We start from the raw sequence: 15012 nt of genomic DNA, 5'->3' as shown, positions 1-15012 counted from the left end.
CTAATTGATTTCTGCAAAGTCCTTGAACCCAAAGGATCTTATTCCATCATCTGTTACGTAATACAGAATATCTCCTATATAAACTGGTCTTTTAACATTTTGTCCATATATACCTTCGTTTGATATTTCTTTTATAAGCTCCAGGTCTCCTTCTGCATTAACTCTTATTACCACAAGTCCGTTAAATGCTTCTCTTGTCAGTTCTCCTGTAATTGAATTCAGAGTTGCATCAAAGGCAATCAGGTCATCCTCTTGCTTAAGCATCAAGGCCTTGTGATTATGAAGCACCTCAGCGTAGCTGCCTGTATCTCCCAATATCAAATTGCCAATTTCCTTTGGCTTTCCTGAATCAGAAACATCGAAAAGCGAAAGTTTTATACCCTGCTGTCTTCCTGTTTTCTCATCAATATCCTGACCTATTCCAAGCAGAACATCCTGACTTATTGGGTGAAGATAGTTTGAAAAACCAGGAACCTTCAACTCGCCTGTTACAACTGGTCTGGCTGGGTCTGACAAATCGATTACAAATAACGGGTCTATTTGTCTAAACGTTACTACATAGCCCATATCACCCATAAATCTTGCTGAAAATATTCTCTCACCTGGTGCAAGGTTTTCAACTGCTCCGATTTGATTCATGTTTTTATCCAACACATATACTGCATTAATACTATCCTGATTCCAGCTGGTTGTAGCGAGTCTAAGGTTTCCTTCATGCTCATCCATTGAAAACTGATTCAACAGTGTACCTTCAACCATACCTCCTCCAGTGTAACCTATAGAGGTACCTTCAACGGAGAATCTTGCAATATTTGTAACTGAACCCCAGAATGAATTATAGTCATTTCCCGCTACATAAAGGGCATTCTCACTCATATAAACTTCGCTGCCGCTACCAAGATAAGCCTCAATATTTGCGGGTTCATCCTTGTCCATTACATCCACCGCTGCAACCAATAGATAATTGGGTGAATACCTTCCTGGATGATAAAGTATGCTATCAACAGGAATTTCCCTTTGCTCAGATCCTAGCACTGTATCCATGAATACAGGTATAGGTTCTTCAGCATATGGTCCATAATAATTGATATATTTATTAACTACCAGGTAAACGTGCTCATCATTTTTTCTGCTTGATAAAAGATTACCCTCAACTTCAAGTTCCTTGACCAAGCTCATCTTGCCATCTTCATTTATGTCGTACACGCCAAGATATACAAAATCAATTCCACCATATGGCATTATTGAATCAACCATTATATCAGGTGTTGGCATTGGTTCAGGCATAGGTCTAATCCAATTCCCCATGGCTCCTTTTCTTCCAAGTACTATAAGTTTTCCATTATCGATATACAGTTCAGAAAACTCCACATATTCCCCAGTTGCCTTGTCAATTTGGACTTCCATCTCATCTGTAAGCACTGGTTTTCCGTTGTTTGCCTTGTATATCTTGATGGAATCCCTTGTTGCTACATAAATAAATTCACCATCGGTTTTTACAATATCAGCTTCATTTATGCCTTGCACTTGCTCATTGGTATTTGAAAAATCCTTGGCACTGTCCCCAGCTGCCGCACTTTCTTCCATTGCTGGAGCCTGGTTTTCAAATACTGGTTCTCTTGCAGGTTCTTCGCCAGATGATTCTTCCATGTTCTCTATCAATGCTAAAAGCTCATCTCTGGTACTTACCTTTAGCGCTTGACCAATCTTGGCCTTAATGCTTTCAACCAATTGGTCATCGATGCTTGCCTGACTTTTTCCAATAAAGATTACTCTGTTGTCATATGCTACATCCATTTGAAGGATATTTTCTGCAATTATCCTTAATGGTACCATTGTCCTGTCTTTAATTATAAGCGATTCCGTATCGAATTGAACTTTCTGATTCTGTTTTCCAGTTTCATGAATCTCATAATAGCTTTCATTTATTGGAAACAGGAATTCCACATCTTCAATTTGGATTTTCGCCACTCTGTTGTCTGCCTCATAGCTAACCAAAGCTCCAAAATGCTCACTAATTGCTCTTAAGGGTACAAGCGTCCTGTCATTGTGTATTACTGGCACAACTCCCGGATTCATCGAATCAAGGGATATTATGTCCTCTCCTGACAAGATAAGCGGGCTACCCAGATGAAGTGCAATAAACCCATCTTCCCCATCCATTTCTGCAAAGGATGGTCCTCCACTCACTATCATAGCCAGAATCAAAAGCATAACAATTGATTTTCTCATAACGATTTTCCTCCTCGTTCTCGAGTTTTACTTTCCTATTGTTTATTATACCCTCGTATCACACTAAAGTGTTTACTATTTGATTACATTTACAGCAAAAGTCCTATCGACAAACTGTATAATTGTACTATTGGTGATTATCTGCGTATAGGTGATGTTTTTTGGTATAAATATCATGAAGACATTAATCGGGAGGGAAAAATGGATAATAGTAAAGCTTTATCAGTATTGACAAATTTAAAAAAGGTAATAAAAGGTAAAGATGATGTTCTTGAAATAGTTGTAATTGCTCTTCTTTCTCAAGGCCACCTGCTTATAGAGGATGTTCCTGGCGTGGGGAAAACCACTCTTGTTAAGGCACTGGCAAAAAGCATGAATCTCGACTACAGAAGGATACAGTTTACACCAGATCTTATGCCATCAGACATCATTGGGGTCAATGTGTTTCAAAAAGAAACCTCCTCCTTTGTCTTTAGGAAAGGTCCGATTTTCACTCAGATACTTCTCGCAGACGAAATAAACAGAACCTCCCCTAAAACTCAATCCAGTCTCCTACAGGCTATGGAAGAAGGAGAAGTTTCAACGGAGGATATGGATTACATCCTGGAGAAGCCGTTTATGGTTCTTGCCACACAGAATCCTTTGGAGTACCAGGGTACATTCCCACTCCCTGAGGCACAGCTTGACAGATTCCTTATGAGAATCTCTCTTGGTTATCCTTCCAAGAACGATGAAATTGTAATACTTCAAAACTACCAGGGAATCCGTAGTCTAAAAGATATTAGTCCAGTTGTTTCACAAAATGAAATAATTGAGATGCAAAACAATGTTGCATCTCTGAAAGTTCATGATGACATTCTTTCATACATTGTTAGAATTTCAGAAGTATCCAGATCATATGAAGACCTTAGGCTTGGTGCAAGCCCGAGAGCATCCATAGATCTACTGAAAGCATCCAAGGCGTGCGCCTTTATAAGGGGTAGGGATTATGTGATACCAGATGATGTAAAGGAGATGGTTGTACCTGTGCTTGGACATCGCCTGATTCTATCTCCTGAAGCCAGAATCGAACGTAAGAATATGGAATCCATACTAAAGGGAGTATTAAAGCGGGTTACAGTTCCGGTGTTAAGCAATGAGTAAAAATCTTAGATCAGCACTTATTCTTCTATTCTTCACAATTATTTCTGTCTTGCTGGTAGGTGGTAAGGTCCCCTACCTTATTTTTCATGTCCTGCTTCTCTTTCTTTTTCTGCCATTAGCACACATTGCAATTGGCTTGTATTCTCTTTCAGGCTCCGTAGATGTTGACTCAGGTGAATTTTTTACAGGAGAGGTAGTCGAAATTAAGTATCTTGTTCAGAATAATTCTTTTTTTCTCTATCCAATTTTGATCTTCTCTCCAGATTTTTCGAAGGATATCGGTGGAAAGACAGTAGCTCAGATTCCATTTTCCCTTAAAGGCAATGAAAGTTTTTCAAAATCTGAGAAATCCACTCTTAACCGTAGAGGATATTATAAGGTTGGTGGATTTCATCTTACAATTAATGATGTCTTTGGACTTTACAGTATAAACAAGTACATCAAGTCTGATATATCTATTTTAATATATCCAGAAATCATCCGTCTTAGCTCTTTTAGAGTTCCATCAGGCATGCAATCCGGTGAGCTTCTGGTAGCAGATAATTCCTACAAGGATAAAAGCAGAATATCCACCCTGCGTGAATACAGGGATGGTGATTCTACAAGGTCCATCCATTGGAAAGCTTCCTCAAAAAGCGAAATACCTGTAGTCAAGGAATTCGAAACTCGAAGCGACTCATATGTGGAAATTTTTCTAGACAGTTTAAAAAGAAACTACAAGAATGATTTTGATAGGAATATGGAGGACAAAGTAGTTGAATCAGCCTTAAGCATTGCACATTATTGTCTTTCCAACAATATCTCAGTCGCTATAAATTATGAGAACAACAACGAATATTTTAGAATTGAAGGAAGAGAGTATGACCAGCTAAAGGCCTTTCTTGAGAACCTTGCTAGGTATTCTGGTAATGGTTTTCACAGTATTGCCGATTTGGTAGACAGTCAATCTGTAAAGATACGTAAAGGCACCAGTACCATACTCGTAACTCCTTCGTTGAATTCAACTACTGGTGCAGTTGCAATAGATCTTGCCTATAAGGGTCTTAATCCCATTGTGATTTCAATTACCAGCAGACTTTCTGGTGCAGGTTTAGCTGATGGATTTCTTCCTGGCAAATTAAGAGATGATAATATTCCGGTTTTCGTAATTGACAATAAGCAAAGAGTCAGTGATGTTCTGGAGGTGTACCATGACTAAATTTCAAAGAGATCCTACAAAAATTGCAGTAAATACTGCATACCTATTTATGATTTTTTCACTCGTTAGAATGTTTGCTGTTGGTATGAGCCTCCAAACAAGTATATGGATTCAGATTGGTATAGTTATAGCAATTGCAATAGTTATTCGCTTTCTTGTGATCAATCCCTTTTATTTTTGCGCTTTGATGGTACTCTTTATAATTTCAGCAATTATAATTGGATATTTTTCGCCTGACTTTTATGTTTTTTTCAGAGACAGACTATTTAGCCTAGTTAACAATATAATAAACAATATTTCAGGTGTTGAGAATATAAGTCTCGATAACAGACTTCCTCTATGGGTAATACTACTTTCAACGATCTCTCTTTTTACTGGACTGGTTATATTTAAAAGCAGGAACAGACTATTGATACCAGTATTGTATATACCTATTTTTCTGATTTATTGGTACAGTTTCTATGATCAAGCTTTCAATCTTATGGTATTATTCATATTTTCATATCTAACTCTTTTGGGTTATGACTCACTTCTAAAATCAAAGCCTGAAGAAAATCATGGCAACGATACTAGTTCTACGATACTGTACCCTAAGTGGATGAGTGTCGTAATCTCATACAGTATTATCATCGCAATTCTGGCTGCCATTTTACCTGGTTCCACGGACTATATCAGATGGTCATGGTTGAACCAGAAAGTAACCTCAGCTTTTCCCGCGATTCAAGATCTTCGTTCCGGAGAATCAAGTCGTAGAGTTTCTGGCATCGCCCCATCCTTTGATTTTTCAACCACAGGTTTTCAGACTAATCCATCACAACTTGGTGGACCAGTAATAATTGATGACACAGTCGTTATGACTATTAGAGGTGACAGGGTAAATTACCTGAGAGGAAATATTAGACACTACTATACTGGAAACAGCTGGGAGTCCGACCAATCCTCATATGGAACAGTCGAAAACAACTTGGATTTTTCCGGTCTTACAGCTGAAGAAAAAGAATCCTTGTATAGAGAGGTCAACTTCTCTATTACAAATGATAATTTTTCATCTACAACAATATTCAGTCCACTAGTTCCATCTTCCTACAATATTGAGCAAGATGCATATGCCCTTGTAAATAATGATCATTCAATAATATACCCTGGAGGCATTTATACTGGTGAGTCATACTTTATTAGAGCATATACTCCAAGAGCTCACGGTATTCAAGTTGAAAGAGGAGCAGATAGTAGTTTGGATGATTTGGTTGACCTGGAGACTTATCTTGGATTGCCAGAGACAATAACCAACAGGACTATTCAACTAACAAATGATATTACAGGAGAAGAAGCTACACCTTTGGATAAAGCAATTGCCATTGAAGAATTCCTACGGAACAATTACAGTTATAATCTTAATGTACTTCATCCTCCTGAGGGCAGTGATTTTGTGGACCATTTCCTGTTTGATGAAGAACAGGGATATTGCACCTACTTTGCCTCTGCACTGACTGTTATGTTAAGAATTGAAGGAATACCTGCACGATATGTTGAGGGATTCATTGTTGGACCAGCATCAGATGATGACATACAGGAGGTTCTGAACAGCAATGCTCATACATGGGTAGAGGCTTTTATTGAACCTGTAGGTTGGATGATTTTCGAGCCTACCCCTGCATATCCCCTCCAGGCTAGATTGATTGACTATAACCCAACCTCTGAGGAGGATATTGAAAGCGCAGATTCACAAGGTTTCAGTAGAGATCCTGAATCTGCTGAGGGAAGGGATGAAAATGGTGGTTCAGGTACTGATGACGGGCCCGACGGTGATAACTTTGGTGGACAAAATTCATTAAACATAGTACCATTATTTGCATTGTGGGTAATGATTGTGATAACCTTAATATTGGCGTGGAAACTTTTTAAAGGAACATACCAATTTATAAATAAAAAGAAAATATATTCCAACTATAGCAGTAGAGACAAGCTATTGTTCTTATACGAAAAAATTCTTTTGACTATTATAAGTCTTGGATATGATATTAAACCTGGTGAAACTCATTTCGAATATTCAAATCGAATATCTCACAAGTTTCATGATTATGATAGGTTCGGATTTAGACAGGCAACCAACCTTTTTGTCAAAACCAAATACGGAACTTATTCACCTGAAATAGATGATATCAAGTCAATGGAGTCATACTTTATTAAGCTTGATGGGCAACTTAAGAGACATATGGGATTTATTCCATATTACCTGAATAAAATTGGCAAGTTAATTGGAATTAAAAACTAGAAAGGGAAGTGATAATTTGACAACGAAGAAATTCGATCCAAAGATATATTTTACCGAGAAAGAACTTGTTGAACTGACACAGAATCTAATAAGAATACCAAGTCACAAGGACACACCTGGTTTTGAGCATGATGTGGCTAACTATATTCATGATTATTTAGTTCAAAATGGAATACAATCAGAACTTCATCCAGTTGTGGATGGAAGACCAAACGTAGTGGCAATAATAAAAGGTACTGGTACTGGTAAATCCCTTATGTTTAATGGACACACAGATACTGTGCTTCCATATAATATGACGGTCGATCCATTTGCTGCAAATATTTCTGATGGGAAGATCTATGGGAGAGGTTCTGTGGATATGAAGGGATCATTGGCATCTTTTATAATTTCCATGGTCGCCATGAAAAGAAGCGGATATATACCTGAAGGGGATGTTATATTCACTGCAGTTATCGGCGAGGAAGGCAAGAGTGAAGGTACGGAGTATATTGTTAAATCCGATATCACTGCCGATGGAGCTATTGTAGGCAAACCATCAGACTACGAGTATGCGATTGGCCATAGAGGTTTGGAATGGTTTGATGTCACATTCTACGGAAAGGCATCTCATAGTGGAAGACCTGAGAATGGAGTAAATGCAATTGAGCAAGCCATGACATTTATCAGCAGGGTTAAAGAAGACCTTTACCCTATTTTAAGGGAAAAATATGATGAATATATGGGCGGTTCAGTTATGAACTTCGGAACAATAACCGGAGGTACGGAACAAAGCACAGTTGCAGACAAATGCATCCTGAGAATTGACAGGAGATACATTCCTGGAGAAGACAAGGATACTGTAATGGCAGAATATCAAGATATTATAAACAAGTTAAAGGATGAAGATCCTAAATTCAATGCAAAAATTGAAATCACTCCTGAAAGTTTGTTGGCATTGTACCATCCTCCACTTATTACTTCCTTTAACGAATCAATCGTCACGGCAGTCAGGGAAGGAATAAAAGAGGTAATGAATTACGAGCCAAATATTACACGCGGAATAGGTTGGTCTGATGCGGCCCTGCTAAAGACCTATGCCAAAATCCCTACAGTTGTATTTGGACCCGGAGATCTATCACTGGCTCATACTGAGGATGAGCATATAAAGATTGTGGATCTGGTAAATGCAGTTGATATTTACTCCAGAATTACTCAAAACTTCACTTCTTATCCAAAGGAAGATGAACTTCAATAAATAATAAGTAACGACCAGCTTTAACTTTAAAGCTGGTCGTTTTATTAACTAAAGGTTTTCAACAAATTGTACTTTGAATCCATCTGGATCCTTCACATACATAAATCTGATATCTGGATTAGGTTGGAAGGGACCGCTATGTATATCAATTCCTTTGTTATTTAACAGCTCTTTTAAACTCTCCAAGGACTCCACTTCAAATCCCATGGACATACCTTCCCCCAGACAGTCCGGTCTGATATCAGTATCACATATCAACTCAATTTTTGTTTCTCCATCTCCTAGAAAACAGATCTCTGTATCAGGTCCAGCATTGAAATGCCTATCCACCTTCAATCCTAAAATTTCTGTATAAAACTCTAGTGATTTTCCCATATCATTAACAGTTAATGTCGTCCAGCAAAATTTCATCACATATCCTCCTTGGTAAATTTTGATATAATGCCCTACAACATTATCATACCCCTGAAATGAATAATCACACTTATCTGTAGATTAAAAAAGAGCCTGGTTTCCCAGGCTCAACTTAGTCATATTTAATTATCTAGCCATTTCAGCTGCTTCTTCAACAACTGCAATGTAACTTTCAACAGTTATTGTAACAGAAGAAGTAAGCTCTGGTACGTCTGGAACGTTTTGATGTGAGTCATCAACAACTTTAACTTGTAGTCCTTTGATTTCATCGATGTCTTTTCCTACCATCCACTCTTGGAAAGCTTCCATTTGCTCGTACCATTCTTTACCTATGGCTGATGCTTTAAGCATTCCATAGTCTTCTTTCAGCTCGTGCTTGGTCTTACCTTCAACTGAAGTGTCAGTTGCAAGAGTTCCGTCAAGCTCGTAATCCACTCTTACCTGTGCATTGTCAATAATTGTAGCTACTACGTTTCCGTCAGCATCAAATGCTGTTGCAGCCATATACGTATCAACTTGTGCACGTGCTCCAGCATCTGCAGTTGCATCTTTTGATTTGTTTATGTGAGTCTCTATTCCAAGACCTACAGTTTCTGCTCCTGTTGCATCAACAGATTTGTTCCAAGCTTCTTCAACTGCAGCAATATATGATTCTACAGTTATAGTTACTGATGAAGTAAGCTCTGGTACATCTGGCACGTTTTGATGTGCATCATCAACAACTTTTACTGGTAGTGCTTTTATTTCATCAACTGTCTTACCAATCATCCAGTTTTCAAAAGCTTCCATTTGTTCAAACCACTCTTTGCCAATACCTGAAGCTTTTAGCATTCCATAGTCTTCTCCACGTTCCTTCTTGCTCTGAACTAATTCTTCTTTGTCTGATGTAACAACCATGTTCTCATCAAAAGCTACTCTTGTTTGAGCAACATCAACAGTTACACTTGCGACTTTACCGTCTGCATCAAATCCTACAGCAGCTATTGTTACGTCTGCCTGTGCTTGTGCAGTTGCATCGTCAGCTTTTGCTTTTGATTTAGAAGTTGAAATTACCTGTCCTAAACCTAACTTAGCAATCTTCCCTTCTGCAGCTGGTTCCTCTGCAGGCTCTTCTGCTGGCTCTTCTACAGCAGGCTCTTCTGCAGCTGGTTCTTCAGCTGGTTCTTCAGCCGGTGTACATCCTGCAAGCATGCTAAAACTTAGTGCGAACACTAACAGTAACAATAATAATTTCTTCATTCTTAACCCTCCATTTTATGTATTGTTTGATATTTATTTAACATCTATGATTATAGCAGATACATCTTTTTTCCACAAGACTTTTTTCATTTAAACATTTGTATGTATGTATATTAACTGTTTTTTACGACTTAAGTCCCATTTTTAGCTATTTGTAATTTTCAAAGACTATCTGAAGATCATTACACATCGACGTTTTTCTATGTTAAAGCAGTCAAGGTGTTTGATATATATATTTCAATATAATGCACTCCATATCTACATAGAACCAGCCAGGATGCTTGTTGAACAAATATCCTGGCTGGTTGAAATCCTTAATATCCACTTGAGGAGTCAGGAAACCTTCCATAGGCATGCTGCATTAATCTACTCTTGTTTACAATGTGTCTTTCATATTTCCCTTTAAGGAATCTCCCCTGGCTATCGAACCCCTCAACATCTATAAACACTTTATTATGCTCAACTTCTGATACCTTAAGTCTTATATCGATTGGCTCCCCTACCAGAGTAGGATTTTCATGTGATAGTTCTATATGTGTACCTACTGTAGTATAGTCTGAAGGAAGAAGGGCGTCCAGCATCTCAGTGGATGCTTCAATTACCATGTTTACAACTGCTGGTGTAGAAACAAGATAAGAAAGTTCCAGTGATCCGGGCAAATCAGTGCCATCTGCTGGTCCTGTTATCTTTCTGTAATCCTTTACCAAGCCTGGTTCAATTTTATGTTCCATTATTACTCCCCCTTTTGAAAACACAAGTAAATTCAACATTATCTCTATTTATTCTCTTATATAGTATATACCTGTTTTTATCAACCATAAACACGACCCTTAATATCTCTATCCACAACAACAAGAGCAAGGATGACCCAACCAGGAATATATGTAAGCCAAACCAGATTCAGTACCAACTCTTCTCTTATTTGATAAAACTCCGGGTAGAACAGATCTAAGGCTACGCCATAGTCACATACAACCATTAGCATCCCTGAGATTGCCATCATGGCAGCTACTCTTCTATTATAAACTCCATTCCATAATGCTGATGCCCCTGCCCATGCCATAATAGTGACTGTCAAGGCTACAATTGTTCCTAAAACAATCTCAATACCATTAATCAGCGGATAAATCTTACTACCTAATCCTAATATAGACAATCCATAAATAATGGCTACTAAAATACTATTTATGTTCCACTTAAATCCTTCCAAGTATACTCTTGTTATAATAATATAAGCGATTGAAAACGGTATAAATCCAAAATATCTCATAATTTGAGGGAAGCCATCCAATGTGTATGAGTATACAAGAAAGAAATCCCCTACTACCATAAATGGAAATGCCCAAAATAGTCTTCTTTGTTCCAGAGAGGACCCTCTTCCAACATAAACTGAAATGCAAAGAATCAACATCACTGCATATCTGCTGTAGCTAATAACATCCCCATCAATTCCCAAGGCTTCCATTGTGATTAGAACAGCAGTAAACACTGTAAATACAACCGGTAGATTCCTTCCAAAATTATTCACTAGATCACCTTCTTAAAAACCTCTTGTCTGTCCTTTCCATGGTGGAGTTTTGTCTTCCCTGTACTCATCTATACCAGGACCACCAAGGTTCCTTAATCTCCATGTACCATACACATAACTTAATATAAGGACCGTTAATGTAGCAGGAAATCCCAATAGTGTATTTGCCCATGCCATTATAAACAAGTCTCCTCCCCTGTATAGCAGAACTTGAAGGTACATTCTCAACAAGAATAGCATTGCCCATACAATTGATACTTCCCTGTAGGCAGGCTTAACATCTTTCCTCATAAACCATCCCATTTCCCAACCTCTTGAAATATGACTGGCAAGAGCTGCTATTGGCTTTCCAACAACAATGGTTACAATGGAAACAAGAAATAAAAACCCACTTGAAATAATTCTTGGAAGAAAGTAATCAGCTGCATTGCCTGCATAAAATGAAAACGCAGATGCTAACAGTACCCCCACAAGTCCTCCAGCCGCATATTTTATTGTTTCTCCCATCAAATACCTTTGTATTCCAATAATCACAGCAGTTAAAACAGCAGCCAGGATTCCCCAGAGGAGTCCAAAAAGATTGTTTGCAATTACAAAAACAATTGGGGGGACTATTGCTCCAATCGTCTTCCCTCCTATAACGCTTTTCACCTCATCCGTTATTTCATACAAGATATTTTTCATTTTGACCTCTCCCAATATTAATCTGTAGGCTACCTATCACTTCTCGTTCCCAGGAAAAATTTATCCCAATCTCCATTGCTCTTGCCAAGATGAATAGCTACATACAGGCTTCCAGTCAGGAATCCAAATACCATCATAGCTATTGTCCATATTATGGAAGAAAGTATGTTTTTCTCCCTGAAAAATATCCACATTGAAAACAGGATAAAGCCAACATATAAGTCGACCATGGATACAATCCCCCATGGATTGTCAAGTATCATGCCTCCATCAACAAAAAAGTTTCCTTCCGTGAAACCATAATAGAGAGCTGCTGACATTGCCAATACTCCTATCCATGATATAATCCTTGCCACTTTCATTTTCATTCCTCCTCGCTGTACTTAGACATAATTTACCCTGAAAACACTACACTAACTCCTAATTGAGTGGCAATTGGATCTAATTGGGTATATAATTTCTAGCATGTTACATTCAAGGAGGTCAAGATGAAAATACATGAACTTGATACACCATCTCTCATAGTAAGGAAAAATATTTTGCTTGATAACATTCACTTCATGCAGGATTATGCCAATAGAAACAAGGTTGCCCTAAGACCACACACCAAAACCCATAAAACATCTCACCTGGCACTGCTGCAGCAGGAAAATGGCGCAAAAGGTATTACTGTTGCAAAGGTGGGTGAAGCAGAAATCATGGCTGCAGCTGGAGTCAAGGATATTTTTATTGCAAATGAGATTGTAGGGGAGATTAAGCTCCAGAGAATAAAAAATCTCCAGGAAACGATAAATGTATCCTTCGGATTGGATTCCATACCTCAAGCCAGGATGATAGAAAAAGTGTTTACAAACAAAAAAGCCAATGTTTTGATTGAAATTGAAGTAGGCGAAAACAGGTCGGGTATAATTGAAGATATGGATTTTATAAGACTTCTAGACTATATCAAGTCTTCTGATAGCATCCATTTCAAAGGGATATTTTCTCATGATGGACATTCCTACAGTGCCAGCAATCTTGATGATTTAAGAAAAATCCACGATGAAAGTCAGAAGAGGACACTTCATTTTGCAACTCTTGCAATGGAAGCTGGTCTCAATCTTGAAGTTGTAAGTATTGGGTCAACTCCATCCCTCATTCAAGACTTCCCAATAATGGAAGGAGTCACGGAGATCAGACCTGGAACTTATATTTTTATGGATGCTTCTCAGGCAAATGTTGTAGGAGATTTCCACATGAATGCTACAACTGTGCTTGCAACAATAATAAGCAAACCTACAGATGAGAGGGTAGTTCTCGATGTAGGTGCAAAGGGCTTGACAATGCAAAAGAGATCGAAAGGAATTACTGCTACAGAGGGTCTTGGAAAGATTGTAGGTTTTGACGATGTTGTAATAAACTCAATGTATGATGAACATGCTCTGATATATAATAAAGATTTTAGTAAGCAAGTCCAGATAGGGGATAAGGTTGAAATCATTCCTAACCACATCTGCCCGGTTGTAAATCTATACGATAGCCTTTATCTTGTATCCGGAGAAGATGTTCTGGAAGAGATTCAAATTGACTGCAGAGGAAAGCTGAAATGAAAAAACGGCTCAAAAGAGCCGTTTTTAATCTTTAGGTACCCAAACACTTACACCTGCTGATGGAGTATAAAACTCACCGAATCCATCTTCTTGGATTACTACCGGTTTATTCTTGTTCTCTAATTTATCGATAAATTCTCTTCCGTTAAATTCTTTGCCGATATACATCCTGATTTTTCCACCAACCCTATTGGAAATGACCACTGCTGCTTTTATTGGATTATCTTCTGTTCCTTTTCTTACCCATCCTATCACATTGGACTCCTGGAAATAATCATCCTCTTCCCCAAAGCAGTAGTTCTGCCTTATATGGATAAGCAAGTCAATTCTATCCTTAATACCGTCATATTGATGCTCTTCACCTGTCCCGTAGTAATCACCGTAGAACACACAGGGGTATCCTTTACTCCTAAGGAGTATCAGAGAATATGCGACTTCCTTGAACCAAGGTTCCACCCATGATTGTAATCCCTGACCAGGCTGAGAGTCATGATTGTCCACAAAAGTCACTGCCTCATTAGGATACCTTGATACAAGAGTGTTATCAAATATTTTCCTTAAATCGTATCTATCTCCCTCCAATGATGCCTTATGAAGATTGAAATGAAGAGGCACATCAAATAAATCTACCTTGAATGAAGTATTATTCAGAAATTCTTCTATCCAGTTCATGTTGTTTGTCCAGTATTCCCCTAGGATGTAAAACTCATCTCCGGCTGTCTTTCTTACACTTTCGAAGAACTCTTTTAAGAATGCCACATCGATATGCTTTACGGCATCCAGTCTAAATCCATCCACTCCCGTCTCCTTAATAAACCATTGTGCCCAGTTCATGAATTCCGATTTTACTTCCGGGTGTGCGTGGTCTATGTCTGCAAACATCAAGTAATCGTAATTTCCTCTTTCATAGGAAACACCAAGGTTCCAACCCTTATTCTCGCCAATGATCCTAAATATTCCTTTACTTCCTGTAAGGTCATCGTAATCAACTCCATTGAAATGATTGAAATTCCACTTGAACCCGGAATACTTTCCTCCTCTTCCAGGAAAATCAAATCCGGTCCAACCGCTTATATCTCTGGGTTCTCCGATTTCCTTGTTACGGTCTTGCATATCCACTTCCACAGCAATAAATTTCTCCTGCCTATCACCACCTGCCTTGTGGTTCATAACAATATCTGCATATATATGTAGTCCATGTTCGTGAAATACATTAATCATCTGAAGAAGCTCTGACTTTACTCCATATTTTGTTCTTACTGTGCCCTTCTGATCAAATTCACCCAAATCAAACATATCATATATTCCATATCCGACATCATTGGTTCCTGTACTCTTAAAAACCGGTGGAATCCACACACTTGTGAATCCAACATTTTTTAGTTCTTCAACTCTTTCTGTCATCATTTTATAATAGCTGCCATCTTGAGGCAGATACCATTCAAAACCTTGAAGCATAACTCCATTATCCAT

At 38.2% G+C, this 15012-nt stretch carries 13 protein-coding genes; 5 read left to right on the top strand and 8 right to left on the bottom strand.

Annotated elements, in window-relative coordinates:
- A complete protein-coding gene (locus tag ACOEN1_RS05460) occupies window positions 1-2232 on the bottom strand; it encodes a beta-propeller domain-containing protein (protein WP_422485492.1) in 2232 nt (743 codons plus the stop codon).
- 201 nt (window positions 2233-2433) lie between these two features.
- Here ACOEN1_RS05460 and ACOEN1_RS05455 point away from each other — a divergent pair, with 201 nt between their 5' ends.
- The 4 genes from ACOEN1_RS05455 to ACOEN1_RS05440 are packed head-to-tail and all read left to right on the top strand — an operon-like array spanning window position 2434 to window position 8085.
- Complete coding sequence (locus ACOEN1_RS05455; protein WP_422485491.1) at window positions 2434-3375, top strand: AAA family ATPase; 942 nt, start codon at window positions 2434-2436, stop codon at window positions 3373-3375.
- Entirely contained in the window at window positions 3368-4573 is a 1206-nt protein-coding gene (locus tag ACOEN1_RS05450; protein ID WP_422485490.1) for a DUF58 domain-containing protein, read from the top strand. The genes ACOEN1_RS05455 and ACOEN1_RS05450 overlap by 8 nt, the downstream gene beginning before the upstream one ends.
- The gene (locus ACOEN1_RS05445; RefSeq protein ID WP_422485488.1) at window positions 4566-6848 is read left to right on the top strand and encodes a transglutaminase-like domain-containing protein; all 2283 of its coding nucleotides are present in this window, start codon (window positions 4566-4568) and stop codon (window positions 6846-6848) included. The genes ACOEN1_RS05450 and ACOEN1_RS05445 overlap by 8 nt, the downstream gene beginning before the upstream one ends.
- Window positions 6849-6864: 16 nt before the next feature.
- On the top strand, window positions 6865-8085 hold the full coding sequence (locus tag ACOEN1_RS05440; protein ID WP_422485487.1) for a M20 family metallopeptidase: 1221 nt from the start codon (window positions 6865-6867) through the stop codon (window positions 8083-8085).
- A 48-nt stretch (window positions 8086-8133) separates the two neighbouring features.
- Here the strand turns inward: ACOEN1_RS05440 and ACOEN1_RS05435 are convergent, their stop codons facing one another.
- From ACOEN1_RS05435 to ACOEN1_RS05410, 6 genes are all read right to left on the bottom strand, one after another.
- Window positions 8134-8496, bottom strand: coding sequence for a VOC family protein (locus ACOEN1_RS05435; protein WP_422485486.1), 363 nt, complete (start codon window positions 8494-8496; stop codon window positions 8134-8136).
- 129 nt (window positions 8497-8625) lie between these two features.
- Window positions 8626-9738, bottom strand: coding sequence for a hypothetical protein (locus ACOEN1_RS05430; RefSeq protein WP_422485485.1), 1113 nt, complete (start codon window positions 9736-9738; stop codon window positions 8626-8628).
- 314 nt (window positions 9739-10052) lie between these two features.
- The gene (locus tag ACOEN1_RS05425) at window positions 10053-10469 is read right to left on the bottom strand and encodes a thioesterase family protein (protein ID WP_422485484.1); all 417 of its coding nucleotides are present in this window, start codon (window positions 10467-10469) and stop codon (window positions 10053-10055) included.
- 80 nt (window positions 10470-10549) lie between these two features.
- Window positions 10550-11266, bottom strand: coding sequence for a lysoplasmalogenase family protein (locus tag ACOEN1_RS05420; protein ID WP_422485482.1), 717 nt, complete (start codon window positions 11264-11266; stop codon window positions 10550-10552).
- A gap of 12 nt (window positions 11267-11278) precedes the next feature.
- Window positions 11279-11950 carry a DUF3159 domain-containing protein gene (locus ACOEN1_RS05415; RefSeq protein WP_422485481.1) on the bottom strand — a complete coding sequence of 224 codons (672 nt, stop codon included), beginning with the start codon at window positions 11948-11950 and terminating at the stop codon, window positions 11279-11281.
- 29 nt (window positions 11951-11979) lie between these two features.
- Window positions 11980-12312, bottom strand: a complete 333-nt coding sequence (locus ACOEN1_RS05410) for a DUF1475 family protein (RefSeq protein ID WP_422485480.1) — start codon at window positions 12310-12312, stop codon at window positions 11980-11982.
- 126 nt (window positions 12313-12438) lie between these two features.
- Between ACOEN1_RS05410 and ACOEN1_RS05405 the strand changes: the two genes are divergently transcribed.
- Window positions 12439-13539, top strand: a complete 1101-nt coding sequence (locus ACOEN1_RS05405) for an alanine racemase (RefSeq protein ID WP_422485479.1) — start codon at window positions 12439-12441, stop codon at window positions 13537-13539.
- A 24-nt stretch (window positions 13540-13563) separates the two neighbouring features.
- Here ACOEN1_RS05405 and ACOEN1_RS05400 read toward each other — a convergent pair whose 3' ends face one another.
- A complete protein-coding gene (locus ACOEN1_RS05400; RefSeq protein ID WP_422485477.1) occupies window positions 13564-15012 on the bottom strand; it encodes an alpha-amylase in 1449 nt (482 codons plus the stop codon).

Source organism: Gudongella sp. DL1XJH-153, assembly GCF_049310905.1.
GTDB lineage: Bacteria > Bacillota > Clostridia > Tissierellales > Tissierellaceae > Gudongella.
Note: the sequence above shows the minus strand (reverse complement) of the source record. Positions and strands in the feature narration are given on the sequence as shown.

Bases quoted from the DNA above. Each gene is read 5' to 3' on its own strand.
- ACOEN1_RS05445 (WP_422485488.1), top strand. From the start codon at position 4,566: ATGACTAAATTTCAAAGAGATCCTACAAAAATTGCAGTAAATACTGCA.
- ACOEN1_RS05455 (WP_422485491.1), top strand. From the start codon at position 2,434: ATGGATAATAGTAAAGCTTTATCAGTATTGACAAATTTAAAAAAGGTA.
- ACOEN1_RS05405 (WP_422485479.1), top strand. From the start codon at position 12,439: ATGAAAATACATGAACTTGATACACCATCTCTCATAGTAAGGAAAAAT.
- ACOEN1_RS05435 (WP_422485486.1), bottom strand. From the start codon at position 8,496: ATGAAATTTTGCTGGACGACATTAACTGTTAATGATATGGGAAAATCA.
- ACOEN1_RS05450 (WP_422485490.1), top strand. From the start codon at position 3,368: ATGAGTAAAAATCTTAGATCAGCACTTATTCTTCTATTCTTCACAATT.
- ACOEN1_RS05460 (WP_422485492.1), bottom strand. From the start codon at position 2,232: ATGAGAAAATCAATTGTTATGCTTTTGATTCTGGCTATGATAGTGAGT.
- ACOEN1_RS05400 (WP_422485477.1), bottom strand. From the start codon at position 15,012: ATGGATAATGGAGTTATGCTTCAAGGTTTTGAATGGTATCTGCCTCAA.
- ACOEN1_RS05415 (WP_422485481.1), bottom strand. From the start codon at position 11,950: ATGAAAAATATCTTGTATGAAATAACGGATGAGGTGAAAAGCGTTATA.
- ACOEN1_RS05410 (WP_422485480.1), bottom strand. From the start codon at position 12,312: ATGAAAGTGGCAAGGATTATATCATGGATAGGAGTATTGGCAATGTCA.
- ACOEN1_RS05430 (WP_422485485.1), bottom strand. From the start codon at position 9,738: ATGAAGAAATTATTATTGTTACTGTTAGTGTTCGCACTAAGTTTTAGC.
- ACOEN1_RS05425 (WP_422485484.1), bottom strand. From the start codon at position 10,469: ATGGAACATAAAATTGAACCAGGCTTGGTAAAGGATTACAGAAAGATA.